Origin of the sequence: Nonlabens sp. Asnod3-A02, assembly GCF_045063755.1 — a bacterium.
In the GTDB taxonomy this organism is placed as follows: Bacteria; Bacteroidota; Bacteroidia; order Flavobacteriales; family Flavobacteriaceae; genus Nonlabens; species Nonlabens xylanidelens.
This window is the reverse complement of the sequence record NZ_JBEFOC010000007.1, coordinates 840,365-866,279: the sequence shown is the minus strand read 5'-3', so window position 1 is coordinate 866,279 and position 25,915 is coordinate 840,365. Positions and strand designations below refer to the sequence as shown.

Annotated in this window: 27 protein-coding genes; 18 read left to right on the top strand and 9 right to left on the bottom strand. The window is 34.8% G+C overall.

What is annotated here, in order from left to right:
• The first annotated feature begins 7 nt into the window (after positions 1-7).
• Positions 8-442 carry a c-type cytochrome gene (locus ACJJVN_RS07325; RefSeq protein ID WP_405369076.1) on the top strand — a complete coding sequence of 145 codons (435 nt, stop codon included), beginning with the start codon at positions 8-10 and terminating at the stop codon, positions 440-442.
• Entirely contained in the window at positions 442-1,506 is a 1,065-nt protein-coding gene (locus ACJJVN_RS07320; RefSeq protein ID WP_405377650.1) for a hypothetical protein, read from the top strand. The genes ACJJVN_RS07325 and ACJJVN_RS07320 overlap by 1 nt, the downstream gene beginning before the upstream one ends.
• 55 nt (positions 1,507-1,561) lie before the next feature.
• Here the strand turns inward: ACJJVN_RS07320 and ACJJVN_RS07315 are convergent, their stop codons facing one another.
• Together ACJJVN_RS07315 and menD are read right to left on the bottom strand one after the other, a co-directional pair.
• On the bottom strand, positions 1,562-1,897 hold the full coding sequence (locus ACJJVN_RS07315) for a DUF2853 family protein (protein ID WP_405369078.1): 336 nt from the start codon (positions 1,895-1,897) through the stop codon (positions 1,562-1,564).
• Positions 1,898-1,961: 64 nt separating this feature from the next.
• The gene (gene menD, locus ACJJVN_RS07310) at positions 1,962-3,665 is read right to left on the bottom strand and encodes a 2-succinyl-5-enolpyruvyl-6-hydroxy-3-cyclohexene-1-carboxylic-acid synthase (RefSeq protein ID WP_405377649.1); all 1,704 of its coding nucleotides are present in this window, start codon (positions 3,663-3,665) and stop codon (positions 1,962-1,964) included.
• Between the two features lie 339 nt (positions 3,666-4,004).
• On the opposite strand from menD, the gene ACJJVN_RS07305 reads away from it, so the two are divergent.
• Complete coding sequence (locus ACJJVN_RS07305; protein ID WP_105023025.1) at positions 4,005-4,193, top strand: hypothetical protein; 189 nt, start codon at positions 4,005-4,007, stop codon at positions 4,191-4,193.
• Between the two features lie 9 nt (positions 4,194-4,202).
• Here the strand turns inward: ACJJVN_RS07305 and ACJJVN_RS07300 are convergent, their stop codons facing one another.
• Together ACJJVN_RS07300 and ACJJVN_RS07295 are read right to left on the bottom strand one after the other, a co-directional pair.
• Complete coding sequence (locus ACJJVN_RS07300; RefSeq protein ID WP_405377648.1) at positions 4,203-5,246, bottom strand: isochorismate synthase; 1,044 nt, start codon at positions 5,244-5,246, stop codon at positions 4,203-4,205.
• Positions 5,247-5,276: 30 nt separating this feature from the next.
• Positions 5,277-5,690: a hotdog fold thioesterase gene (locus ACJJVN_RS07295; RefSeq protein WP_405377647.1), complete on the bottom strand. Its 414-nt coding sequence runs from the start codon at positions 5,688-5,690 to the stop codon at positions 5,277-5,279.
• 35 nt (positions 5,691-5,725) lie between these two features.
• Here ACJJVN_RS07295 and ACJJVN_RS07290 point away from each other — a divergent pair, with 35 nt between their 5' ends.
• The 4 genes from ACJJVN_RS07290 to ACJJVN_RS07275 are packed head-to-tail and all read left to right on the top strand — an operon-like array spanning position 5,726 to position 8,937.
• Positions 5,726-6,370: an alpha/beta hydrolase gene (locus ACJJVN_RS07290; RefSeq protein ID WP_405377646.1), complete on the top strand. Its 645-nt coding sequence runs from the start codon at positions 5,726-5,728 to the stop codon at positions 6,368-6,370.
• Between the two features lie 2 nt (positions 6,371-6,372).
• On the top strand, positions 6,373-6,951 hold the full coding sequence (locus ACJJVN_RS07285) for a non-canonical purine NTP diphosphatase (protein ID WP_104516257.1): 579 nt from the start codon (positions 6,373-6,375) through the stop codon (positions 6,949-6,951).
• A 52-nt stretch (positions 6,952-7,003) separates the two neighbouring features.
• Positions 7,004-7,822: a carboxypeptidase-like regulatory domain-containing protein gene (locus tag ACJJVN_RS07280; protein ID WP_405377645.1), complete on the top strand. Its 819-nt coding sequence runs from the start codon at positions 7,004-7,006 to the stop codon at positions 7,820-7,822.
• Positions 7,823-7,836: 14 nt separating this feature from the next.
• On the top strand, positions 7,837-8,937 hold the full coding sequence (locus ACJJVN_RS07275) for a M28 family peptidase (protein ID WP_405377644.1): 1,101 nt from the start codon (positions 7,837-7,839) through the stop codon (positions 8,935-8,937).
• 484 nt (positions 8,938-9,421) lie between these two features.
• On the opposite strand, the gene ACJJVN_RS07270 is transcribed toward ACJJVN_RS07275, so the two are convergent.
• Entirely contained in the window at positions 9,422-10,972 is a 1,551-nt protein-coding gene (locus ACJJVN_RS07270) for a DEAD/DEAH box helicase (protein WP_245890732.1), read from the bottom strand.
• 145 nt (positions 10,973-11,117) lie between these two features.
• On the opposite strand from ACJJVN_RS07270, the gene ACJJVN_RS07265 reads away from it, so the two are divergent.
• Positions 11,118-11,741, top strand: a complete 624-nt coding sequence (locus ACJJVN_RS07265; RefSeq protein ID WP_104516252.1) for a YqaA family protein — start codon at positions 11,118-11,120, stop codon at positions 11,739-11,741.
• A gap of 467 nt (positions 11,742-12,208) precedes the next feature.
• Here ACJJVN_RS07265 and ACJJVN_RS07260 read toward each other — a convergent pair whose 3' ends face one another.
• The 3 genes from ACJJVN_RS07260 to ACJJVN_RS07250 all read right to left on the bottom strand — a co-directional run bounded on the left by ACJJVN_RS07260 (position 12,209) and on the right by ACJJVN_RS07250 (position 14,658).
• The gene (locus tag ACJJVN_RS07260) at positions 12,209-13,096 is read right to left on the bottom strand and encodes a flagellar motor protein MotB (RefSeq protein ID WP_405369090.1); all 888 of its coding nucleotides are present in this window, start codon (positions 13,094-13,096) and stop codon (positions 12,209-12,211) included.
• Positions 13,097-13,204: 108 nt separating this feature from the next.
• Complete coding sequence (locus tag ACJJVN_RS07255) at positions 13,205-14,215, bottom strand: glycosyltransferase family 2 protein (RefSeq protein WP_405377643.1); 1,011 nt, start codon at positions 14,213-14,215, stop codon at positions 13,205-13,207.
• Positions 14,212-14,658 (bottom strand): type I restriction enzyme HsdR N-terminal domain-containing protein, encoded by a 447-nt coding sequence (locus tag ACJJVN_RS07250; RefSeq protein ID WP_104516249.1) that lies wholly within the window; start codon positions 14,656-14,658, stop codon positions 14,212-14,214. Before ACJJVN_RS07250 ends, ACJJVN_RS07255 begins: the two co-directional genes overlap by 4 nt.
• 33 nt (positions 14,659-14,691) lie before the next feature.
• Between ACJJVN_RS07250 and holA the strand changes: the two genes are divergently transcribed.
• From holA to ACJJVN_RS07235, 3 genes are all read left to right on the top strand, one after another.
• Entirely contained in the window at positions 14,692-15,699 is a 1,008-nt protein-coding gene (gene holA / locus ACJJVN_RS07245; RefSeq protein ID WP_405377642.1) for a DNA polymerase III subunit delta, read from the top strand.
• Positions 15,699-16,754, top strand: a complete 1,056-nt coding sequence (menA, locus tag ACJJVN_RS07240; protein WP_405377641.1) for a 1,4-dihydroxy-2-naphthoate octaprenyltransferase — start codon at positions 15,699-15,701, stop codon at positions 16,752-16,754. The genes holA and menA overlap by 1 nt, the downstream gene beginning before the upstream one ends.
• Before the next feature lie 455 nt (positions 16,755-17,209).
• Entirely contained in the window at positions 17,210-17,407 is a 198-nt protein-coding gene (locus ACJJVN_RS07235; protein WP_104516246.1) for a hypothetical protein, read from the top strand.
• Positions 17,408-17,492: 85 nt separating this feature from the next.
• Here ACJJVN_RS07235 and ACJJVN_RS07230 read toward each other — a convergent pair whose 3' ends face one another.
• The gene (locus tag ACJJVN_RS07230) at positions 17,493-18,431 is read right to left on the bottom strand and encodes a hydrogen peroxide-inducible genes activator (protein WP_104516245.1); all 939 of its coding nucleotides are present in this window, start codon (positions 18,429-18,431) and stop codon (positions 17,493-17,495) included.
• 167 nt (positions 18,432-18,598) lie between these two features.
• Between ACJJVN_RS07230 and ACJJVN_RS07225 the strand changes: the two genes are divergently transcribed.
• The 7 genes from ACJJVN_RS07225 to ribB all read left to right on the top strand — a co-directional run bounded on the left by ACJJVN_RS07225 (position 18,599) and on the right by ribB (position 25,875).
• Positions 18,599-19,051 (top strand): c-type cytochrome, encoded by a 453-nt coding sequence (locus tag ACJJVN_RS07225; protein ID WP_405377640.1) that lies wholly within the window; start codon positions 18,599-18,601, stop codon positions 19,049-19,051.
• Between the two features lie 66 nt (positions 19,052-19,117).
• A complete protein-coding gene (gene tpx, locus ACJJVN_RS07220; protein WP_405377639.1) occupies positions 19,118-19,618 on the top strand; it encodes a thiol peroxidase in 501 nt (166 codons plus the stop codon).
• Entirely contained in the window at positions 19,619-19,996 is a 378-nt protein-coding gene (locus tag ACJJVN_RS07215) for a diacylglycerol kinase (RefSeq protein WP_245890730.1), read from the top strand. It abuts the gene before it with no gap.
• Between the two features lie 100 nt (positions 19,997-20,096).
• Positions 20,097-22,553, top strand: a complete 2,457-nt coding sequence (locus ACJJVN_RS07210) for a DNA translocase FtsK (RefSeq protein ID WP_405369102.1) — start codon at positions 20,097-20,099, stop codon at positions 22,551-22,553.
• Between the two features lie 9 nt (positions 22,554-22,562).
• Positions 22,563-23,207, top strand: coding sequence for a LolA family protein (locus ACJJVN_RS07205; protein ID WP_405369104.1), 645 nt, complete (start codon positions 22,563-22,565; stop codon positions 23,205-23,207).
• A 1-nt stretch (position 23,208) separates the two neighbouring features.
• Positions 23,209-24,651 (top strand): LptF/LptG family permease, encoded by a 1,443-nt coding sequence (locus tag ACJJVN_RS07200; protein WP_405369106.1) that lies wholly within the window; start codon positions 23,209-23,211, stop codon positions 24,649-24,651.
• Positions 24,652-24,726: 75 nt separating this feature from the next.
• On the top strand, positions 24,727-25,875 hold the full coding sequence (gene ribB, locus ACJJVN_RS07195; protein WP_104516239.1) for a 3,4-dihydroxy-2-butanone-4-phosphate synthase: 1,149 nt from the start codon (positions 24,727-24,729) through the stop codon (positions 25,873-25,875).
• Positions 25,876-25,915 lie beyond the last annotated feature (40 nt).

The window sequence follows — 25,915 nt, the reverse complement described above, 5'->3', positions numbered from 1 at the left end:
AACCATTATGAAATACGTATATCTATTACTACTAGCCATCGCTATAACTAGCTGCGGTAATGATAAAAGAAAATCTACATTAGGTAGTAATAATGTAGAGACTACACCTACTACACCGCTAGAAAAAAGTGTAAAACGTGGAGAAGATATCTTCGGCGAGTTGTGTGTTACCTGTCACATGCCTACTGGTAAAGGTGTCCCTGGCGCATTCCCACCACTTAACCCATCGGACTGGTTAACTAACAAACGTATAGCAAGTATACATGCAGTAAAATATGGTCTTAAAGGAGAAATTACCGTAAATGGTGCTGCATATAATAGTGTCATGCTGCCATTAGGACTAGATGATAAAGAAGTAGCAGATGTTATGAATTATGCCATACAGACCTGGAACACTGGAGATATGGTTACAGAAGAAGAGGTTAAGGCTGTGGAGAAGTAATGAAATACCTTCTTTTCCTTTTTATTCTATTTGCTTTTATTTCTTGTGAGGAAAAGATTGATAATAAGCAACTGCCTTATGGATATTATGAGGATAATCATTGGGAAGATTTAAAGTCTTATAATTTAAATGGTAAGGTAAAAAGTAGAGATTCCTATTATCTAGAGGTATACGATTATCCTAGCAGCTTGACGCTAAAAGACTCTATCCCAAAAAAATACTACTCCATAAAATTTAATGATAAAGGCTACCTAACTTATAGAAAAGGAAATAATTGGCCTATAGAAATAGATACTACAATAACTATTTTCAAATACCATTATCCTGAAAGTTTTGAGGCAGTTAACTTAGCAATCATAGAATCTGGTAATAAAAAAAAAGTATTTACTTGGGATGAACTAGATAGAGTTACTGCGATTAAGTATTTTGATAATAAACAAGATTCTATTCCCACTTCGATAAAACGTTTTGAATATTTAAAGGAGACTAAATTTAAAACTAAGGATTCTGATCATGAAGGTGATAATAGTATTACATCTTACATTAGTTTCAATTTTGATGAAGAACAAAAGTTTATAGGATGGGAACAATATTGGGGTAATCCATTAAGATTAGCAGAATCTCTACAAATAAATTATGATAAAAATCATATACCTGTTTCTACTATTAGGTATGAGAAATTTTATGATTCAGTCTTACCGACCACATTTAAATCTAAATTATATCTAAATAAAAAAAATCAAGAAGTGGATCACGTATTCTATAATAAAGATAGCACCGCTATATTGAAGAAGTTTGTTTTCAAGTATAATGAGTATGATCGATTAATATTCAAAGAATATCGTGATAACGAGAGTAAGAGGTATGAAATTAATGAGTATAACTATGAAAATGATTTATTAAGATCTGAAAAATATACTAGATGGGAACCAGCTAGAGATACGGTAATAACTAAAACTTTATTCAAATATGACAATCAAAATAATTGTATTGAAGAGCTCCATTATTTAAATAATCAATTATTTAGTAGAATCGAGCACAAGTTACAGTACTTCAAAAACTAAAAAATCCCATCTCTTTTCAAGAGATGGGATTTTTACTATATAATTATATCTAGTTCTAGTTATAGATAGATTCTTTACCGTGGTGTACACAAAGCATGTAATAAATAATAGCGCGATACTTAGCACGCTCACTTTTACCATACTTCTCAATTACAGCTTCTACAGATGCCATAAGGTCATCTCCAGTAAGTCCTAATTTTTTCTGTAAATAATTTTTTACTACACGTTCCATTTCTGTTTTCTCTGCACTTACAGTTTCAGCATCTCTATTATAAATAGATGGACCTAATCCTTTAGTTACTTTTCTAAGAAGTTCTTCATCTAGCTTACCGCCTACTTTTTCTTTGTATGCTGCTATATATTTCTCTACTCTTTCATCAAATTTACTCATAATGTTTATCTTGAAGTATTAGTTATTAAGTTAAAAGTATGCCTTAAAGATAACAAGTTAAGTTCTATTTTAAAAATTTAAAGTAATCTAGAAGAACGGTATCATTTATCTGTCTAGGTGTAAATACTTCTAACAACTGCGGTCCTTTATTACTAGTAAACAATAGGTTGCACGCTTTCGCGAAAGCGGACTCTTCACTAACACTTTGATAATTCACGCCATGCATTTTACAAAGGTGTACTGCCGTTAAATCATGTTGAGTTTCAAAATAAGTTTGGAACTCATCAGTCTCTTTATGACCTGGTAAAATCCTGAATATCCCACCACCAGAGTTATTTATGACTATAATCTTAAAGTTATCAGGTATATAATTATTCCATAACGCATTAGAATCATAGAAAAAGCTTAAATCTCCTGTTATAAAAACTACTTGCCTATCGCTAGCCATTGCCGCTCCTATCGCTGTACTCGTACTACCGTCTATACCACTAGTACCTCGATTAGAAAAAACAGTGTGTGACTCATTCATCTGGAATAACTGCGCATACCTTATCGTGCTGCTGTTACCTAACTGTAGTACTATATTATCTGGTAAACTAGGGAAAATATGTTCAAAAGCTTTAAAATCTGACCACGGCATTTGCGCAAAGTAATCCTGCCTTTTAACTAGGTAATTTTTGAAATGTGACAGCCATCTATCTTGATAGTTACTATCTATATAGTCTTTAGGTAGCTGTTGTACCCATTTTTGTGGTTTTACTTTAATATGTCCTGCAAGTTTAAAGAACGTGTCATAGGCACGTCTTTTACCAACGTGATAATGTACTTTAGTCTCAAAGCGTCTTAGGTATTGTTTTATCTTTTTAGAGACAATCATACCGCCTATAGTGATAACTAGGTCTGGCTGCAGGTCTTTTATCTGGTCATCTTCCTTTTCTATGGGAGCAATTAAGGTATCTATTCCCCATATTACCTTATCATGAACTACATTACTACTCACCTCACTCATTACCAGAACACTAGGGTCACTAGTAAGTATATCTAGGTCTGCATTATCAAACACCGGCGGATTCAACGTCGCGAGAATGACTAGTTTCCTTTGAGCGCTCTTCCATTGTTCTATAAAGCTATCTGGTATCTCGCTAGATTCATTCTTCAATAAATCAATAACCTTAACCTCTAAAGATGGCTTTTCTACTTTATTATATAACGGTTCTTCAAATGGTATATTAATATGTACCGGTCCATGCTGAGAAATAGCGGTGTTGACAGCTTTGTTGATTAATCGCTCGTTAGTCGCAATACTTTCTTGGTTATCAATAGATAATAACATCTCTAACTGCGTATCATATAAAATATGATTTGCATACACACCTTGTTGTCTTATAGTCTGGCCGTCACCTATATCGATTTTATGAGGCGGGCGGTCTGCACTGAGAACTATTAAGGGGATTTCAGAATAATAAGCTTCTGTAACCGCAGGGTAGTAATTTAAAAGTGCACTACCACTAGTACATAATACAGCAACAGGTTCTTGTAACTGTTGCGCCATACCTAATGCCACATGAGCTGCACAACGCTCATCTACAATACTGTAACAATTAAAATAATCGTTTTCTGAAAAACCTATTGTTAAAGGCGCATTTCTAGAACCTGGAGAAATGACTATGTTTTTAATACCTCTTTCTTTAAAAAGAAGTACAACCTGCTGGGCATGTAGAATTTCTGGATACATATATAACAAAGGTAAAGATGCTAGTCGCCGCATACAACATACTTAACAGCTTCTTCTCATAAAATTAGATTCCTATTTTTTAAACGTTAACAAATTCACCAGTATCCTGCGTTTCTACATCTACATATGCCCTTATTGTGTAAGAAATCACCTCAAAAGATACTTTTAAACAAGTGATGTGCAGAGATAATAACATTGAACATAGTCTCTACCATCGATCAATCACTTAGTCCGTTACTACTCAGCTATACAATTGTCTTTTTATCTATATTATACTGAGTATTAAAAGTTCAAATACAAGATTTAGAAATTTGCCCTAGTTTATTTCATTAAAAATAACTAAGTTTAAGTTCTATTAAACCAGCCCTAACTATGATTATAATTAAATATCTTGTTTTTTATACGTTTGTAGGATTCTACCAGTCTACAGTTTTTATAAAGTCTTCTATAAGAGCAGCTATAAACTACATTAGATCATTAAATGAAAGTCGTAATGAGCAAGGACAGGTTGTAGGTTTTAAAACGACACTGTTACGAACAGCATTTAGAAGTATTCTTTAACAGCACTGTTTATACTAACTTTTTCATAGTGGATAGCTTGTTGAGCGTTTCCTCAAATTCTGCATTTGGATCACTTAACGCAGTAACCCCACCACCTACATAGATATCTACTTGATCATCATGCAGCTCCATACATCTTAAGTTCACAAAATAACTCGCGCTGCCCTTGTCCACCATACCTAAATAACCAGTGTAGAAAGAACGATCATAATTTTCGTTCTTATTGATAAAGTCCAGAGACTCATTTCTAGGCATACCACATACCGCAGGTGTAGGATGCAATGCATCGATAAATATATTCTTATCCTTAGAATTTACCGTGGCAGTGATATCTGTTCTTAAATGAATAAGTTTACCAGCACGCACCGTTTTAACGTCTGATTCTTGAATGTTATCAGCACCACATTCTTGTAAATTATGAATTATAAAATCGGTAACTAATCGTTGTTCTTCTAGCTCTTTTTTACCCCAAATATGTTCTTCATTTTCTTGATAAAGAGCCGTACCAGCTAGGGACATTGTTTTAAGTTTTACACCATCTATTTGGACCAAAACCTCTGGAGTTGCACCTACCCATTTCCCTACTTTAGGATGATAAAAAAAGTAACAATTTGCTGCTGGATATGCATCTAGTAAATCAGTTAAAATCTCTGTGTCTGATTTTGAATTTTGAAAAGATTGCTTGCGCGAAAGAACAACCTTTTTCAAACTAGATTCTTTTAATCTAAGAACCGCCTTTGCCACTAGATTTGTGTACCTTTTTTGCTCCTCGCCATCTACTAAACGTACTGCATTTAAAAGTTCTTTGGGCGTTGAGTTCGTATTTTTATAAGTAAAGTTATAATCTTCTTGAGCTATTATAAAAACCTGGTCTTCTGATTTTTGAAATTTTGAAAAAACACCATAAGTCATGTTGTCAGGTGCGCTTTTATGCCATTTTTGATCTCGTTGTGAGAGTATGCGCACAGTATCGCTATTCACCTGTCTAATTAACAAGAAAGGTAGTTCTTTTTTAATTAGTAATGCCGTGTATGAGAGTAAATTTTCGCGCAAGCGGTATAGGAATAATAGTGAGTAAAAGTGTTATTTTTTGAGAGCTATGGTGGTTAATTTACATATAGAAATAAGCCTCTCTTCTTCATCTGTAATTTTGATTTCCCAGAGCTGTGTTGTTCTTCCTTTATGTAAAAAACGGGCCGTTGCAAACACGTGTCCATCTTTCTTAGATCGCGTGTGGTTTGCACTTATTTCTAGACCTCTAATCGCAAAGTTATCTGTATCTAAAAACATATAACTAGCAGCACTACCTACACTCTCGGCAAGAGCAACACTTGCACCTCCATGCAACACTCCATCTGGCTGATGCACTTTGGGAGTTACTGGCATTCTAGCCGTTAAAAAATCTTCTCCTACATCAATAAAATCGATGTCTAACGTCTCCATGAGTGTATTGCGGCAAATAGCATTACAACGCTGTAGTATATCTTCTTTGTCCATATCTTTACCAAAAATAAGTCATACCGATAGAAAAAATGGTAAAAACAGTTTCCTATACACATACTAATTCTTACGAGACACTTTTTGAATTAACAGATAAAACTAAAAATATCTGGATATGCTTTCATGGTTTAGGTTATCTAGCTACCTATTTTAAACGTTATTTTGAAGGCCTTGATCCTCAAGAGAACTATGTAATCGTTTTACAGGCTCCGTCTAAATCTTATATAGGTAAAGGCTTTAAACACGTAGGTGCATGCTGGTTAACAAAGGTGGACACGACTCAAGAAATGGGTAACAACCTCAACTATATTCATGAATTACTTAAAACCGAAAATCTCATAGGTGATCCACGTGTTTTATTAATGGGATACTCTCAAGGAGTTTCTATCGCTACTCGATTTTTAAAATCTTACCATCATAAAATAAAAACGCTTATCATGCATAGCGGCAGCATACCGGCAGAACTAGACGCTAGTGATGGCAAGCATTTTAGAGACACCTGTTCTAGATTCATTCACATAGCAGGCACGCTAGACGAATATTCTAATGAAGAAGTAATAAAAAGGGAAAGTAAAAAGATAGAACTTCTCTTTGGTACAAAATGTGAGTTATACCAACCAGAAATTAAACATGTGGTACACGTACCACTTATTTTAGAAATTGCTAAAAGTCTATAAACATGGAAATTATCTTTGCTACACATAATCAGAATAAATTAAAAGAAGTACAAGCGTTAATGCCTTCTTACATCAAACTTATAAGCTTAGAAGATCTAGGTTTTGATGAGGACATACCAGAAACATCAGGTACAATTGCTGGTAACGCCATTCAAAAGGTGGAGTATTTAAAAAACAGATTTCAACAACCCATTTTTGCAGACGATACTGGACTGCTGGTTGAAGCACTAGATGGAGAACCTGGTGTGTACAGTGCTAGATATGCAGGTGAACAAAAAAGCAGCGAAGACAACATGGATTTATTGCTTAAAAAGTTAACAAACAATAACAATAGGTCTGCGCGCTTTGTCACTGCTATTGCCTTAGATTTGAATAATAATCAAACTCTCTTTGAAGGAGTTTGTGAAGGTTCTATTTTGTTAGAAAGAAGTGGTTCAAAAGGTTTTGGCTACGACCCTATTTTCCAGCCAGACGGCTATGAAAAATCCTTTGCAGAAATGACTCTTACAGAAAAAGGTGCTATAAGTCATAGAGCAAAGGCTCTGAGAAAGCTCATAGACTACCTGAAAGAAGTTAATTAAATTATAAATTCACTTTAAATAAGCACATTAGCTTAATTTAGCTCAGATAATTATGAAATTACAACACTACATCCTACTCTTCTGCTTTACCTTAAGTATTTCAATTAGTAATGCTCAAGAAGAGAAATCAGAAAGCAAAACTACTTCTCCCATATCTGGCATGGTAAAGGGAAAAGTTCTTAACGCAAAAGATAATACCATTCTTGAGAACGTTAACATCGTTAACTTAAATCAGATCAAAGGTACCATTACTACTAAGGAAGGACTGTTTAAAGTCGCTGCCAAAGTGAATGATACTTTATACTTCTCTTACTTAGGTTTTGAAACTATTAATGTAAGAGTTACTGAGGATTGGTTAAAATTTGGTGATGTTACTATTTCTATGACAGAAAAAGGTATCGCACTAGACGAAGTAACGGTTACAGAGACTTCTCTTACCGGTTTCTTAGAAATAGATGCAAAGCGTGCTCCTATTTATGCTACTAGAAGATATAAGATAAGTGGTCTACCTAAAGGTTATGAAGCTGGTGACAGTGAACCTGGTGCTATTACAAATGTTCTAGAAAGTGTATTTAATCCTGCAGATTTCCTTTACAACACCTTTGGTAAAAAAGGAAAATCTATGCGCAAGCTAAGACAGGTAAAACAACAAGACGAGATTAGAAACTTACTACAAAGTAAATACGACAGAGAGACTCTGATGAACTTACTTCAACTAGACAAAGTTGATATAGATGGAATCCTTAGAAATTGCCAATATTCTAAGCAGTTTATTGAAACTGCAAACGATCTTCAAATACTAGATGCTATCAGCGAGTGTTATGAAGAATACAAGATATTGAAGACTTCTAAAGACAAAAATAAAAAATAACCAAAATCAAACTTGTGAATTACAAACACCTATTATCTTATGCTCTTGCAGCTACCCTTTTAACCAGCTGCATTAACATGAAAGGAAAAGACGGCGAACCTGGAAAAAGTGGAGAGCCTGGAATTAATGGACAAACTGGAAAAGATGGTGCCGATGGCGTGTCTGGAAATACCGTTAGAGATTACTCGCAGGTAGACATCATGTCTTATGCAAACACGATTACTGAAAAGGAATTAAAAGAACAACTCTATTTTTATGCAAGTGATGAAATGGAAGGGCGCGCTACTGGTAGTCCAGGTCAAAAAAGAGCTGTAAACTACTTAAGAGAGCAATACAAAAAAATGGGCGTTGCAGGCGGTGGAGAAAATGGAGATTATTTTCAAATCGTACCTGGAAAAGCATTTGGAAAACCAGAACTTTCTTCAGAAAATGTACTTGCTTTTATAGAAGGAACTGAATTTCCTGATGAAATCCTTGTCATCTCTGCTCACCTTGATCACGTAGGTATGCACGATGGAAAAGTTTTTAATGGCGCTGATGATGATGGTAGTGGTACCATAGCTCTACTAGAAATTGCTGAAGCCTTTAAACAAGCGGCAAATGACGGTTATGGTCCTAAAAGATCCATTCTTTTTCTTCATGTAACTGGAGAAGAAATAGGTCTTAAAGGAAGTAAGTATTATGCAAACAACCCTATTTACCCTATGGCTAACACCATTGCAGATCTTAATATAGATATGATAGGTAGAATAGACCCTGCACAAAAGGACAGTCCTGATTACGTTTACCTAATAGGTAGTGACATGCTCTCTCAAGACTTACACGATATCTCTGAGGCAGCAAACAAGAAATCTGTTAATATGAGACTTGATTACTCTTACAACGGTAAGGACGACCCTAATCGTTTTTACTACCGTAGTGATCATTACAATTTTGCAAAGAACGACGTGCCTGTAATTTTCTATTTTAACGGTACTCATGAAGATTATCACAAAGCAACTGATACTCCTGATAAAATTGAATACAAATTATATCAAAGAAGAGCTAAGTTAATTTTTGTAACCGCATGGGATGTGGCAAATGCAGATAAAAGACCTGCACTTACAGATAAATAAGAAGTATTATATTTGATACAACACAAAGCGTTAACTTTTAAGTTAGCGCTTTTTTTATTTTACATTATGTTATACTGGTTTCATAAGGCAGTAAATTTTATAGCGAGCCTATTCTTAATGATTTGCATGCTATACACGGCAATTTTATTTATCGGCTTATTAAAAGGAGTCCCTAAAACAGAAGTAACCATTGATTTTCTACATAGAAGCTCTATAAGTTACCTTTTTGCACTACTCCTGCTTTGGGACCCTAAATCAATCAGAGAACACCCTGAAGTTGATTTACTCCGACTACGCACTTTTCGACTTCAAAAAGAAATGATCTCTAAAAGAAATAAAAGCCCTTTTCTTAAACGTCTTATGACACTTCTATTAATTTTAAATTTATTTTTCTGGCTTATATATGTGGCATAAAAAAAGGCACGATTTACATCGCACCTTTTTTGATATGTGTTCCGCTTTCGCGAAAGCGGTATAAATACAATTATTCTGAATCAGATTCTGCTGCGGCCTCTATACCTGCAAATTCTTGCTGTATAGACATCCTAAGACGACGGTAATAGTCTTCTTCTAACCAATCCTTATAGTTGTTAGTATTATTGATAATACAGTAAGCATAACGTCTAATACGATCTTTAATATCTTCTTTCAGTAATTTTGCTAAAATACGAGCGTCAAAAACGTCCTCACTATTCTCTACACACCACTGCACGTGTTGTGCGATAGACTCATCCAGTACGTCTTTAGACTTACGGTTTTCCTTGGTAATACGTTTATAGGCTCCTTTGATATCAAAGGTAAACTCTGTAGTATTAGGAAATTCTGCTTTTGTAGAATCTGGTAGAGTATAAACAAAGTTGCGTTCTATCTCTTCGTCAGACACAATGTTTTCCACATAGAAATCTGGAGATCTAAACACTTGCTGCCAGTCTACAGGTTCATTCCATAAACCAAAACGAGCAACATTGTTACCTAAATCAATGATTTGGAATTCTTTTTTATCCTTAAGAACACGAGAACCACGACCTATCATTTGATAATAAAGAGTCAGTGACTTTGTCGCTCTATTTAAAACGATACACTCTACACTAGGCTCATCAAATCCAGTAGTTAATATACTTACTGAGGTTAAAACCGCGTCTGGCTTTTCTTTAAACCATCTTAGAATCTCTTTACGCTCTTCCTTAGTATTAGTATTATCTAAGTGTCTTATCTCTATTCCCGCACGTCTGAAGGTGTCCTCTACCTCAATACTGGTTCTAATACCGTTATTAAAAATAAGAGTCTTTTTACCTTTTGCTACTTCATTATACGACTGGATCAATTTATCCTGCATGGTTGTCGCAGTATAAAGTTTTTCACTTGATTTTACCGTATAATCTCCATTCATACCTATTGTAAGGCCACTTAAACCTACATCATAAGTATGCGTTACTGCTTGTGCTAGAAACCCTTTTTCTACTAGAGATGTAATGCTATTACCTACTATAAGCTCTCTATAGTTATCCTTCATAGGCAACTTAAAGTTAGAACTTAAAGGTGTCGCTGTAACACCTAGCATGAAACAGTGATCAAAGTACTTAAATAATTTTCTAAAACTATTGTAATGCGCCTCATCAATAATAACTAGACCTATGTCATCTAGTTCTAGTTTATCATCTTGAATACGGTTATTCAAGGTCTCTACCATGGCTACAAAACACTCATAATCCTTCTGGTCATCTAATTCTTTAACCTTAGAATTAATCACTTTGTTCTTTACATCAAAACCATTAAGCATTTTTGACGTTTGCTTACACAGCTCAATACGGTGTGTAAGGATAACCACTTTCTTACCTTTTTCTCTGATGTACCTGCGTACAATTTCAGAAAAGACCACTGTTTTCCCTCCACCTGTAGGCAACTGATATAGAAGGTTATAATCGTCTTTTTGATTGTTTATACGATCAAAAATCGCTTCCAGATCGCGTTCTTGATAATCGTATAAAGATTTAATCTTACTTTCTTTTTTCATCGTCATTACTCTGGATTTCATTTTTGAGATTTGCAAAAATACTGCTTTTTTAAGGTTATTATCCTTTGTTTACTGTTAAGAATCTTAGATAATTTTAATTGATAAGATTTTAACGTGATAAAATAGGTTTTAGTAGTAATTTTGTCTTACCAAAACAAACAGATAAGTGGAACATTCAACGACTAAGAAAAAACCATGGTTTCAACCAGATCGCGCTCATAAATACTATAAGCTTACCGGCTTCTATAAATTTGTGGTCGATAGTATCAAGAAATCCATGCCACCTGTTTTAGTCGTGGTTGCTATTCTAGCCGTTGTTCATTTTACCGTAGATGGTGGTTTAATGGGCTTACTAGAACTTGCTGTAGAAAAGCTACCTGACTATGGTGTTTTAGGTTTTTTCTATGTATCAGAAACCGTTTTAGGATTAATCCCACCAGAATTATTTATAGCATGGGCTGGAGAGACGGCTACTCCTGTACTTAATCTATTTCTTATCGCATTGTTTTCATATCTAGGTGGTTTTACATCGTACTGGATCGGAAGAAGAGCTTTAAAAATACCTAGTTTACATAATTACCTAGAAGTAAAAATGGCCAAACAACTTGTTATGGCTAGAAAATGGGGTGGCGTTCTTATAGCCGTAGGTGCTTTATTACCACTTCCTTTTTCTATGGCTAGTCTAGTCGCTGGTATGTTACGTTATCCAGTTAAAAATTGGGCACTTGTAGGTTTGTTGCGTTTTATACGTTTTGCTCTTTATGGTGCAGCTATATTTTCTTTAGTATAGATTTAATGCGGTTCCGCTTTCGCGAAAGCGAGAAAATTATTCTGACTTTTCTTTAAAACTAATATTTAAGAAGCGTAAATCGCCTCTACAGGTTTTGTACTCACGTGCGTTAATCTCAATGAAAACCTCACGAATAGCTTCTAGATGTCATAAATCCTTAGTTAAAAGAACGTAATAAGCTTTTTACAAGTTTGGTAAAATTAAGCATTATAGACTGCGTGTAAATTTATGTATTTGACTTTTGAGAAATTTAGTGACTTTAAACAATACCATTAAACTCTTTATTCTCGCATACATTTCAACCTCATTAAGGTTTTAACAGTATTTCCTATAGTAGTTAGTTATAAACTGCCATTGAGAATTATTTTGGAAATTTGCTCTATGTGTTATAGGTTAGAAAATTCTTAAACAAAAAAAGCACCTACTTGCGTAGGTGCTTTCTATTCATCTAGAAGAATAAGAACTAATTAGTTCTTGTTCATTTCAGTTTCTTTCTTTGCATTTTCTTTTGCTTCTTCCATTCCTTTTTCTACCATATCAAAGAATTGGTCTAACTTAGGAAGAACAACGATTCTAGTACGTCTATTCTTAGAACGTCCCTCTGCAGTGTCGTTACTGGCAACTGGAATGTAGTAAGATCTACCTGCTGCAGTCATGCGCTCTGGCGCTACACTAAACTCCTCTTGCAATACTCTAGTTACGGCAGTTGCTCTAGCTGTACTTAACGCCCAGTTATCAGAAAATTTTGCAGACGATATAGGCTGGTTATCTGTATGACCTTCTACCATGATGTCTATTTCTGGCTTATCGTTAACTACTTTTGCAACCTTACCTAAAACCACTTTTGCATTATTATTAATTCTATCGCTACCACTAGAGAACAATAATTTATCAGAAATAGAGATGTAAACCACACCTTTTTCTACATTAACATTAATATCCTCATCTTGTAGATTACCTAGAGAGCTCTTTAAACTAGTAACTAGCGCAAGTGTTACACTATCTTTCTTTGTAATGGCATCGTTTAAAGATTTGATTTGTAGATCTTTTTCTCTGATACTCTCTAAAGAACGTTCTAAATTACGACTACCTTGTGTTGATAACGTTACTAACTCACCTTGGTTATTTAAAAGTGCGCTATTAGAATTCTTTAAAGTAGCTATCTGGTCTTTAAGTGCTTCTAGTCTAGCTTGTGATGCTTTTTCATCAGATAGACATGCATTTAATTTTACTGTAGCGGTATCTAATAGCTCTTTAGTTTCTTGCTGTTTTGCGAGTGCTGCCTCAAGATCTTTTTTAGATGCACATGACACTAAAAGTCCACCTGCAAGCAACATTAAAAATATTTTTTTCATTTTAATATGAGATTTTATGTGTTGTTTTATTAATGTTATTAATGTTAAATAACAGATCAAAATTAATGATATTCAACTGTTGTACATGATCATTAACAAGGATTTAAGTTATTTAAGGTTATTACTATACTGCTTATTACCTTTTATAAAATACTGATAAACAATACTTAATTGTGCGTTTTGAGCACTATTATTTTTTATTAATCGTTTTACTGATTTTCTCTTTTTAAACAGTGATATTAACTTTAAGTAGAAGTAAAAATGAGCTTTGAGAACAGCCATAAAATGAGCCAATTTAAATTCTATTAGAAATTTAAAAGCAGCTATCCCATCGAGCACCATTCTAATAAACAAGGTACCAATCCAGAAACTAGAACGGTCATTTTTTATTATATTATATAAACTGTTTCTAAAATTATAAAAGGTCTTGCGTGGATTAATTGTTGCCAGCGTGCCACCACCTAAGTGATAAACTACGGAGTCTGGCTGATAATTAATTGTATAACCTGCGTGACGCAATCGCCAGCATAAATCTATCTCTTCTTGATGTGCAAAATAATCTTCGTCCAGCCCATGTACTTCATTATAAGAACTTACTCTTAAAAACAAACATGCTCCACTCGCCCAATGCAGGTTTATAGCATCATTATACTGTCCTAGATCTTTTTCTATGGTATCAAAAATGCGGCCTCTACAGTATGGGTAAGCATAGCGATCTAGGAATCCACCTGCTGCGCCAGCGTATTCAAAGTAATCTTTGCGCTTATCATCTAAAATTTTTGGCTGACACGCAGCTAGACTGCTGTCTGTTTGAAACCTATTTGCAATCACGTCACACCAGCCTGCAGTTACAGCGACATCACTGTTTAATAAACAGACTACCTCTTCTTGAACACTTTTCAAGGCGACGTTATATCCACCTGCATAACCGCGATTTTTATCCATCGCAATTATTTTAACTTCTGGATAGGTGGCTGTAGTCCATGGAATAGAGTTATCTGCAGAGGCATTATCTGCTAGGTAGATAACGTGATCTTTACTGTGCTCTACAACGCTAGGTAAATAGGTCTTGAGCAGGTCTACCCCATTCCAATTTAATATGACTATTGCTATTTTCATAAAACGTATTCTGGTAAGTCTGCTATAAAATTATAGGTTTGATTCTCGTAATCCATAGTACAAAAATAATGTTCCAGACCGTTAGTCACCATTAAGTATTTAGCATTTAACGCCAGGTTATATCGCGCAATTTGATCAAACACAGATTGATCTATCTTAATTTCTGGGGCTTTACACTCTACTATTAAATGTATAGAACCATCTGTGTTATAACTGATAATGTCATATCTCTTTGTAGTTCCTGCGATTATCAACTGTTTTTCTACGTTAATGAGATTATGCGGTATTCGTTTTTGCGTAAGCAGAAACAAAACAACATGTTGTCTCACCCATTCTTCTGGTGTTAGAATGATAAATTTTTTCCTGATCTGGTCAAAGATAGCACGTCCTTTTTCAGTACTTTTGACTCTGAAATTTCCAGCTGGTAGTCGCAATGGCTTCATAGCGCAATATTACAAAAACCACAACAGCTCTCGATGAGTGACGCTACAAACATTCTTGCCGATTTAAAACAAAAGCGATATGCTCCTGTATACTTTTTATGCGGTAGCGAACCCTATTTTATAGATCAAGTTAGTGATTATATAGAGGACAACGTCTTAGACGAAGGTGAAAAAGGCTTTAATCAGACGGTTATTTATGGTAAAGATACTACCATGTCCGAGGTTTTAGAAAACGCAAAGCGTTTCCCGATGATGGCAGAGCATCAAGTTATAATAGTTAAAGAAGCACAACATTTAACTAAACAACTAGCACAACTAGAAAGTTACATTGAGCAACCGCAAACGACTACTATTCTCGTTTTTGCTTATAAATACAAGACACCAGACGGACGTAGTAAAATAACTAAATTGCTTAAAAAACACGCGGTTTACATGGAAAGCAAACCTCTTTATGAAAATAAAGTACCTGCTTTTGTAACTGGTCGTTTAAAAGAAATGGGATATCAAATCGATCCTAATGCGACTAGAATGTTAGTTGAATTTCTAGGAACTGATCTAGGAAAAATAAATAACGAACTTTCTAAGCTCGCGATAGTACACTCTAAAGACCGACCTATCACGCCACAAGTTATTGAGGACAACATAGGTATTTCTAAGGATTATAACAATTTTGAATTGCGCAAAGCCATGGGAATGCGTGATGTGGTTAAGGTTCATAAAATCATCAACTATTTTGCAGATAACCCTAAGGATAATCCGCTGGTGTTGACTACCGCACAGTTGTATAGTTTTTTTACTCAGCTGTTGAAAGTGCACACTATTAAGGATAAGAATCCGCAAGCGGTGGCAAAGGCTGCTGGTGTGAATCCATTTTTTGTTCAAGAAATTATCACTGCTGCAAAGAATTACCCTATGAAATACTGCAGTCGCGCCATAAAACTCATCAGAGATATGGACGTAAAGTCAAAAGGTGTAGGAACACATCAAGCAAATCACCACGATTTATTGAAAGAAGTAATGGTAAATATTATGTCTAAATAATGGCTGAAACAAGTAAATTAAAAGCCTGGATAAGTGCTGCGAGATTGAGAACTTTGCCTTTGAGCATAAGTGGGATTCTTGTAGGTAGTGCGTTTGCTTATCAAAGGATAGATTATTGGAATGCTTTAGCAACGAGCTACCAGAATTCGAGTATTGAAAAAACCGGTTTAACAAAACTGATAGATGCTTTTAATTTTGAGTTTAATTATATCATTCCTATTCTAGCTTTAATAACTACTTTAGGATTTCAAGTACTTTCTAATTTTGCAAACGACTATGGCGATGGTGTAAAAGGAACAGATAACGAAGACCGTATAGGACCTATGCGCGCTTTGCAAAGCGGTATCATTTCTCCTAAAGAGATGAAAAACGCTATGATAATAACAGCTGTTCTTACTTTAATAAGTGCCATACTCCTTATATATGTAAGTTTAGGGGTTGAAAAATTATTAATCTCTCTATTCTTTTTAGTTTTAGGTATTGCAGCTATTTGGGCAGCGATTAAATATACCGTAGGCGATAACGCTTATGGTTATCGAGGTCTGGGCGATGTGTTTGTTTTTATATTTTTCGGCCCTGTTAGTGTTATGGGTATTTATTTTCTAATTACTAAAGGACTAGAATGGATCATGATTTTCCCTTCTATCACAGTGGGGCTGCTAAGTGTTGCTGTTCTTAATCTCAATAACATGAGAGATATCGAGAGCGATAAGAAAGCTGGAAAAAATACAATTGTGGTGAAGATGGGACTTGCTAAGGCTAAGTTGGTTCATTATGGATTTCTAATTATTGCTTTTTTATGTGCGGTTTTATCTGTATTTAATATTTATGGTCATATTGTAATTACTAATTATTACAACAACCACGATTCATACATTAACGCGAGCTATATAGCCCTGCTGCCACTTCTAGCTTTCATTCCATTATTCATACATTTATTTAAAGTAAAAAGAACAGAGTCTCCAGCACTACTCGATCCTGAGTTAAAGAAAGTAGCGCTTTCTACTTTCTTTTTTGCTTTGCTTTATGTGATGAGTGTTTGGGTGGTTTCTTGAAATGATTAATGTTTTTACTCATGCGCAAGCCCCATTGTCCTGCGGACATTTCCCCAAGGGGAAAAAGTCTTATCAATAAGTAATTCTCTTAAACCAAAAACTATTTTAAAGCACATTGTGGTCCTTTCCTTTGGAAAGGATTTAGGAAAGGCTTCGATCCTGAATTAAAAAAAGGTAGCCCTTTCTACTTTCTTTTTTGCGGTTTTATGTATTATAAGTGTTGCCATAATTACAAGTCATTAAGAGTGAATTAACACTACTTTTTTAACATTTATAGTCTATTTATTCCAACTACAGCAGTTAAATCGTTGATACTTATGTTAACCTTTAGTTTAAAATTTTAAACAAATTTAACATTTACTATTCACAGCATAATAGTATTAGAACGTATCTTTAACTACAATAAAAAACACCCCTATTCAACAAAACTACTTTAACTAAAAATCTTGAAAATTATGGCTAGAGCTATGTTTGAGTATACCAAAACAATACTCGAGAAAGTAAGTTTTAACCCAACCCTATTTTGCAAGGAATTACAAAAAGCAGTTGATCGTCTATTACCTTTTGAAATAGTAGAACTTGAAATCTGGATTAAACAGCTTGTATTACAAAATCCAGACTTGCAAACTTGTGTATTGATATCAAAGGAATAAACACCTATTTATTAAAACTTAAAAAGGCTAGTTACTTCATTTAAACATGAAGTAACTAGCCTTTTTTTTTATTCAATAATAAGATTTATTTACCTGATATAGGACTTACTATTTGCACGTTTTGAAAAGCAATAGCACCTTTAATAACTCCGGTTATTACATTTTGTAACGCTTCTATAATTTGCATTTTCAACTCGCTTTTATGAAAAATAAGACTCACCTCACGAGCAGGAGAAGGATCTTCAAAAAATCTAAGATTCTCCTTTTTATGCTCTGGTAAATCCATCGTGTTTAAATAAGGTAATAAAGTCATTCCTAGACCTTCGTCAGCTAGTTTTATTAAGGTTTCAAAACTACCACTCTCTAACATAAAACGCTCTCCATCTGTATCTCTAGAATTACGACATAAATTAAGAATACTATCCTTAAAACAGTGCCCGTCTTCTAATAGAAGCAAGTCATCTACATTAATCTCATCTACCTTAATTTTTGTTTTAGGCTTACCAGATAATCTAGGATCATAAGCTACAAAAGGCTCATAATATAGAACTCTTTCTTTAATAAAGTCATTTTTTAAAGGAGTCGCAGCTATTGCAGCATCGATACTTCCATCAAGTAGGCTATCTATAATACTCTCTGTAGTAAGTTCTTCTATGCGCAGTTTTACCTTAGGATATTTATTTACAAAATTAGCTAGAAACATAGGTAATAACGTAGGCATTACCGTAGGTATCACTCCTATTTTAAACTCGCCACCTATAAAACCTTTTTCTTGATCTACTATGTCTTGAATACGATCACTTTCATTAACTATATTACGCGCCTGGTTAACGATCTTCTTACCAGTTTCTGTAAGCTCGATAGGTTTTTTACTTCTATCAAATATTTGAACATCTAGCTCATCTTCTAGCTTCTGTATTTGCATACTTAATGTAGGCTGTGTTACAAAAACCTTATCTGCCGCTTTGGTGAAATTTTGATATTGAGCAACAGCAAGAACATATTTTAACTGGGTAATCGTCATGATAGATATTTTAAACAAAAATAAGTAATGTCATTTGATAAATCTATTACGATATCAATCTATTTTATTTAGTTAAATGAGCTTTGGGGATTATCTTTATGATGGATAGTATTCCGCTTTCGCGAAAGCGAGACCAACAACAATAACCTTCTTAAATTCAAACAACTATGTTTAAAGAATTATCAAGAACCCTAGGTACCATTTGTGCACTCGTACTCGCCATGATCGTTGTGATTTTTAGCACAGCATTTATTATCTCTGGAGAAGAATCTACATATTACAAGCAAGAATCACCAGAACAGATCATAGATACAGTACCTAAAATAGCTTTAACTGAACAACAAAAAAAAGGAAAATCGCTTTTTAAAACCAATTGTGCAGCATGTCATAAACTTTTTAAAAAAGCCGTAGGACCAGGATTATATGGTGTGACAGATCGTTATGAAAAAGAATGGCTTTATAAATGGATCAATAATAGCGCTGCACTCATAAAATCTGGCGATGTACAAGCGGTTGCTTTATATAATGAATACAATCAGGCTAATATGAATTCTTTTCCTAATCTAACTAAAGAAGATATAGACGCTATTCTAGATTATATAGAATCCTCTAAGAATTAACAAGACATTCATACAGCATCGATAGGTAAATTGTAACTTTATCGTCTTAATAACTAAATAAAACACATGGCAACTATTAATATAGGAGGTAACGAGATATCTACAAGCGGTTCACTACCAGCAGTAGGATCACAAGCACCAGATTTTAAACTTAAAAAAGCAGACCTATCTGAGGCTTCTTTAAATGATTATAAAGGAAAACGAGTTGTACTTAACATTTTCCCTAGTATCGATACAGACGTTTGTGCAACATCTGTAAAAAATTTCAATAAAAGAGCTACAGAGCTAGATAATACTGCGGTTTTATGTATTTCTAGAGATACTCCTTTTGCACAAAAGCGTTTTGCAAGTGATGAAGGATTAGAGAATGTAGAGAATTTAAGCGATGTGCTAGACGGTACATTTGGTAATGACTATGGACTTACTATGACTTCTGGACCACTTGCTGGCTTTCATTCTAGAGCAGTAGTTGTTCTTAATGAAGAAGGAAATGTTATTTATAATGAACAAGTTCCTGAAATTGCAGACGAACCTAACTATCTTGCTGCACTTAAAACGTTATTATAATTGAGTGCATCAAAATTTATTATTGGTAGATGTAAAGCGATGGGATATGCCCTTAAAGGCGCCATCATCCTTATCAAAACAGAAGCCAGCATACAAGTACAAGCCGCAATAGCCATTATCATGACTATTGCCGGCTTTTATTTTAACATTACTGCAACCGAGTGGATTGCTCAAACTTTGTGCATAGGACTTATTATGGGACTAGAAGGTATGAACACTACTGCAGAGGCTATTGCCGACTTTATTCATCCAGATTTTCATGAGAAAATAGGTCACATTAAAGATATAGCCGCTGGTGCCGTAGTAATTACTGCCATCGCATCTAGTATTGTGGGCGGTATTATTTATATTCCTTATATCCTTGCGCTGTTTAATTAATAGCTGTTTTACGGCATAAAACACAACTGTTAACAATCAAGTTAAATGTGTTCTACTATTACCGTGCAATATTCTTATTTTTGCTCGTTCACTATCATACATGGCGCGTAAAAAAACAACATCTAAGAAAACTACTGCAAAGGCCAGTAAACCATTCCAGCTACCTAATTTAAAGCTCAATAGATTACAAGAGGTAATCGTAGGGAGCGCACTAATAGTAGTCGGTTTATTACTGCTTTTTTCTTTTATATCTTATCTATTCACTGGCGCACAAGATCAAAGTGTACTGGTAGAATTAGGCAGCCGTACTACAGAAACTAAGAACTGGATAAGCCAGCTAGGTGCATGGCTAGGACACACCTTTGTTTATAAAGGATTTGGTATCCCTGCTTTTTCCATTTCGGTTCTAACCATAATCTCTGGAATATTTTTATTTGCAACTGGTGATAATGTGTTCTCGCTTTCGCGAAAGCGAATCTCAAATCTATGGTTCTGGGGATTATTATTAATGCTCTGGCTATCTATCTTTTTAGGATTTTTTCACAATACAAATGCATTATTAGGTGGTAAGGTAGGTTATGAATTAAATGATTTCTTACAAGACTATTTAGGCTTATTAGGCGCTATACTTGTTATGTTCTTTATAGCGATAGTCTATGTAGTATTGAGACTTAAACTGACACCAGAGTTGATAACTGCTTATTTCTCTAAAAAAGCTACAGAGGTTAAGGAAGGTTTTGAAAATATAGAGACTACAGACGAAGAAAGCGATTGGGAAAAAGCTACTGTAGAAGGTAATCCTGCTCCGGACATAGATCAAACCACTACCCCAGCAACAGCGACAGAAGAGCCTAAAAATACTGTAGAGCTGTCGGACGATGGTATGCAAGTTACGGTACCAGAAGAAGAAACTGTTCCAGAACCTGTTCTTAAAAAAGTTGTTGCTCCTAAAGATGAGAATGACATAGGAATGGAAATCGAGCAAACGCTAGATGAGGAAGAGGTAATCGACAATAAAGCTAATAAATTAGTAGAAGATTTTGGAGAGTTTGATCCTACTCTAGAGTTAAGCAACTTCCAGTTTCCACCACTAGATCTTTTAAAAGATTATACTAAAGGTAAAACGATAACTATTAATGAAGAAGAGTTACAAGCCAACAAAGACCGTATTGTAGAAACTCTTAAGAATTATAAAATAGGTATTGCAAAAATAAGTGCCACGGTAGGTCCTACGGTTACTCTATATGAAATAGTACCTGAGGCAGGAATACGTATTTCAAAAATTAAGAATCTAGAAGATGATATTGCGCTATCTCTTGCCGCATTAGGTATACGTATTATAGCTCCTATTCCAGGAAAAGGAACTATAGGTATTGAAGTCCCTAACCAGAATCCATCTATAGTATCGATGAGATCTGTGGTTGCGTCTCCTAAATTTCAAAATGCCGAGATGGAGTTACCTATCGCATTTGGTAAAACCATTTCTAACGAGACCTTTGTAGTAGATCTTGCAAAAATGCCTCACCTACTTATGGCCGGTGCAACAGGACAAGGTAAGTCAGTAGGACTAAATGCTATTCTTACTTCACTACTCTATTCAAAACACCCTGCCGAGGTTAAATTTGTACTCGTAGATCCTAAAAAGGTAGAGCTTACTTTATTTAACAAAATAGAACGTCATTATCTAGCTAAGTTACCTGATAGTGAAGAGGCTATTATCACAGACAACTCTAAGGTAATCAATACCCTGAATAGCCTTTGTATAGAGATGGATCAACGTTATGACATTCTTAAGGATGCCATGTGCCGTAACTTAAAGGAGTATAATGCAAAGTTTAAAGCTAGAAAGTTAAATCCTGCAAATGGTCATAAATTTCTACCTTATATAGTTCTGGTAGTAGATGAATTTGCCGATTTAATCATGACGGCTGGTAAAGAGGTAGAAACCCCTATTGCGAGACTTGCACAACTAGCTCGTGCGATAGGTATTCACTTAATTATCGCAACGCAACGTCCATCTGTAAACGTGATTACAGGTATGATTAAGGCTAACTTCCCAGCACGTATCTCTTTTAGAGTGATGCAAAAAGTCGATTCTCGTACTATTCTAGATAGCGGTGGTGCAGACCAGTTGATAGGTCGTGGAGACATGCTTTACACCGCTGGAAACGAATTGATACGTATACAATGTGCATTTGTTGACACACCAGAAGTAGAAAAAATTACCGATTTTATAGGTAATCAAAAAGCATATCCTGATGCGCATATTTTACCTGAATATGTAGGTGAAGATGGTGGCACGAGTATTGATAATAATATTGATGAGAGAGATGCTAAGTTTAGAGACGCAGCAGAAATAATAGTTATTGCCCAACAAGGTAGTGCCTCTTTATTACAACGTAAATTGAAACTAGGTTACAATCGTGCTGGTAGAATTATAGACCAATTAGAAGCTGCTGGTATAGTCGGTGGATTTGAAGGTAGTAAAGCTAGACAGGTTTTAATCCCAGATCTCACGTCTCTAGAAGTATTTTTAAATGAAGAACAAAATAAATAAATAAGTACAATGAAAAATTATTTCCTTTCTGTTTTTATGATTTTTGCTTTCGCGCAAGCGGTTACAGCACAAGATGCTAAGGCAGATAAATTATTAAGTGAAGTAGCCCAAAAATTCAAGTCTTACAAAAATGTAGCATTTACCTATAAAGGCAATTTTAAAAACCCTAAAACGAGCACAGACATGGATGTGCAAGGTGATGCAAAGCTAGAAGGAGAAAAGTACAATGTGAATTTTCTAGGTACTACTTACATATTTGACGGTGCAAAACAATATGCGGTAAACTCTGAAGATGAAGAAGTGACTATTTCTAAAGTAAGTAATGACGGTGACCAAATGATCACACCATCTAATATCTTAACTTTTTATGAAAAAGGTTATTCTAAAAAATGGGATATCGTACAAAATGAAGGTGGTAGAAAAATTCAATTCATAAGACTTACTCCTATAAAATCTAACTCTGAATATAAAAATGTTTTACTAGGTATAGATGCAAACACAAAGCACATTTACAAAGCCATTATTACAGAAAACTCTGGAACAGTAGCTACATTTACATTAAAGTCTTTAAAGACTAATGAACCTTTACCTAAGAATTCTTTTACCTTTGATAAAAATCAGTACAAAAACTGGTTGATTCAAGAGATGAACTAAATTGAAGATATTAGATCGATACATATTAAGCCAATACATAAAGACGTTTTTAAGCGTCTTTATTGTGTTAATGTTTATTCTTATCCTGCAAGCTATATGGTTATATATCAAAGAGCTGGCTGGTAAAGATCTCGATGTATTAACTATTGCAAAATTCTTATACTACTCTACTCCTGTTGCGGTGCCTATCGCTCTACCTTTAAGTGTGCTATTGGCAGCCATATTGGTTTTTGGTAAAATGGCAGAGAATTATGAATTTGCCGCTATGAAATCTAACGGGATTTCACTGCAACGAGCTATGCGCTCCCTAACCTTTGTTATTCTAGGTATAGGAATTACTTCTTTCTTATTTGCTAATTCTGTCATTCCATGGGGATATTTTAAACAGAGAAATCTGCGAGGTAATATTGCAAAAATGAAACCTGCCATGGCTATAGGTCAGGGAACATTTAATCAATTAGGTGATATAAATATTAAAGTGGGAGAAAAGTCCGGAGAAAACGGTGAGTTTTTAACCGACGTGATTATCCACAAAAAAAATCCAAGGAAAAACGGTAATTATACCGTTATCAAAAGTAAAAGCGGTGAGTTAAAAAGTTCTTTAAAATCTAATATCATTCAATTAGTTCTAGAAGATGGAAATTATTATGAAGACCTTTTTATAACAGAGCCTAAAAAAGCGAAAACGTCTCCATTTGTAAAAACAGAGTTTAAAGAATATGCTCTAAACATAGATGTATCTAAATTAAATCAAGTCGATATAGATGATGAGTCGGTGACTGATAATCATAGAATGCTTAAAATTAATGAGCTGTATAATCGTATCGACACTTTCTCTCTTGCACTTACTAATAACTATAAAATATATAGAAGTAACCAGCATAGAACGTGGGCACCCAGTACTATGGATCGTACTGCTGCGTTAGATACCATTAGAGAAAATCCTAAAGATTTGCTTGCCAGCCTTAAAATATTTGACCAGCGTAGAGCACTAGATGTGGCGATGAGTAAAGTGCGCAGCCAGAAAGCAGCAGTTCAAAATAGAGAAGATCAAATTAAAGGTGAGAAATCTAGACTTGCAAAACATGAAATAGAAATTCACAAGAAATACGTGTTAGGTGTAGCCTGTATTATACTGTTTTTTATAGGTGCCCCACTAGGTGCAATTATAAGAAAAGGTGGTATGGGACTGCCACTAGTAGTCGCTACCTTATTCTTTTTAACCTATCATTTCATTGGTATTTTTGCAGAAAAAGCAGCTACTGAGGGCGCATTTCCTGCATGGTTAGGTGCATGGTTGAGTACATTTATTCTATTCCCTATAGGTATCTACCTTACCTACAGAGCAACGACAGACCAGGGTATCTTTAGTAATGAATTCAGCTTTAAGAAGCTGTTCTCAAAGTTTAAAAAACGCCCAAAATCGCCTCACGCTGCAGCTTAATCATTATCTTTGTAAGGAAGTCTTAAATACTTAAATAATCATATTTAAGATGTTTTTTTAAATCAATAACTCCTTATGATTACTCAAGAAAAAGCCGCTCCTACCTTTCAATTAGACCGCATAGAAGATGCTATAGAAGATATAAAAAATGGTAAAGCCATTATAGTTGTAGATGATGAAAATCGTGAGAACGAGGGTGACTTTGTTGCCAGCGCTAGATCTGCAACACCAGAATTAGTGAATTTTATGGCCACACATGGGCGTGGATTAATTTGCGCACCTATTACCGCATCTAGATGTAAAGAACTAGATCTAGCCATGATGGTAGTAAATAATTCTGATCCTATGGAAACGGCTTTTACTGTTTCAGTAGATTTAAGAGGTCACGGTGTGACCACTGGAATAAGTGCGGGAGATAGAGCTTTAACTCTACAAGCGATCATTGATAAAGACACACAACCACACGATTTAAGTAAACCTGGACATATTTTTCCTCTTAAGGCAAAAGATGGCGGTGTTCTAAGAAGAACAGGACATACAGAGGCAGCCATTGATTTTGCAAGACTTGCTGGTCATGAACCTGCAGGGTTTATAGTAGAAATCATGAATGAAGATGGTAGCATGGCACGTCTACCACAATTAATAGAAGTAGCAAAAAAACACAACCTTAAATTAGTATCTATAGAAGATCTTGTTGCTTACAGGATGAAACATGATAGCCTTATCGTTAAGAAAGAAGACTTTATGTTAAAAACACGTTTTGGTGAGTACCGTTTACGTGCATATCAACAAACAACTAACGATCAAATTCACATAGCACTTACTCTAGGTGATTGGGAAAAAGAAGAAACCGTTCTTACACGTATGAATTCTACACAGGTAAATAATGACCTATTCTCTACCCTTACTAGCGATGCCGACAGAAAGATAGACGCAATGTTTAATCAATTAAACAAAGAAGGGAAAGGCGCGATAGTATTCATTAACCAGCAGTTTGAGCCAGAAAACATGTTAGGTAGATTAGAAGAGCTTAAAGATCTACAAGAAAACGGTGGTATTAAAGCTCCTAGACGCAATCTTGATAATAAAGATTATGGAATAGGCGCGCAAATACTTCATGATTTAGACATTACTAAAATTAAGTTGATGACTAACTCTGAGCAAAGTAAACGCATAGGAATTATAGGTTATGGATTAGAAATCATGGATACCATATCTTATTAGTTTAATTAAAATACCGCTTTCGCGAAAGCGATACCAACAT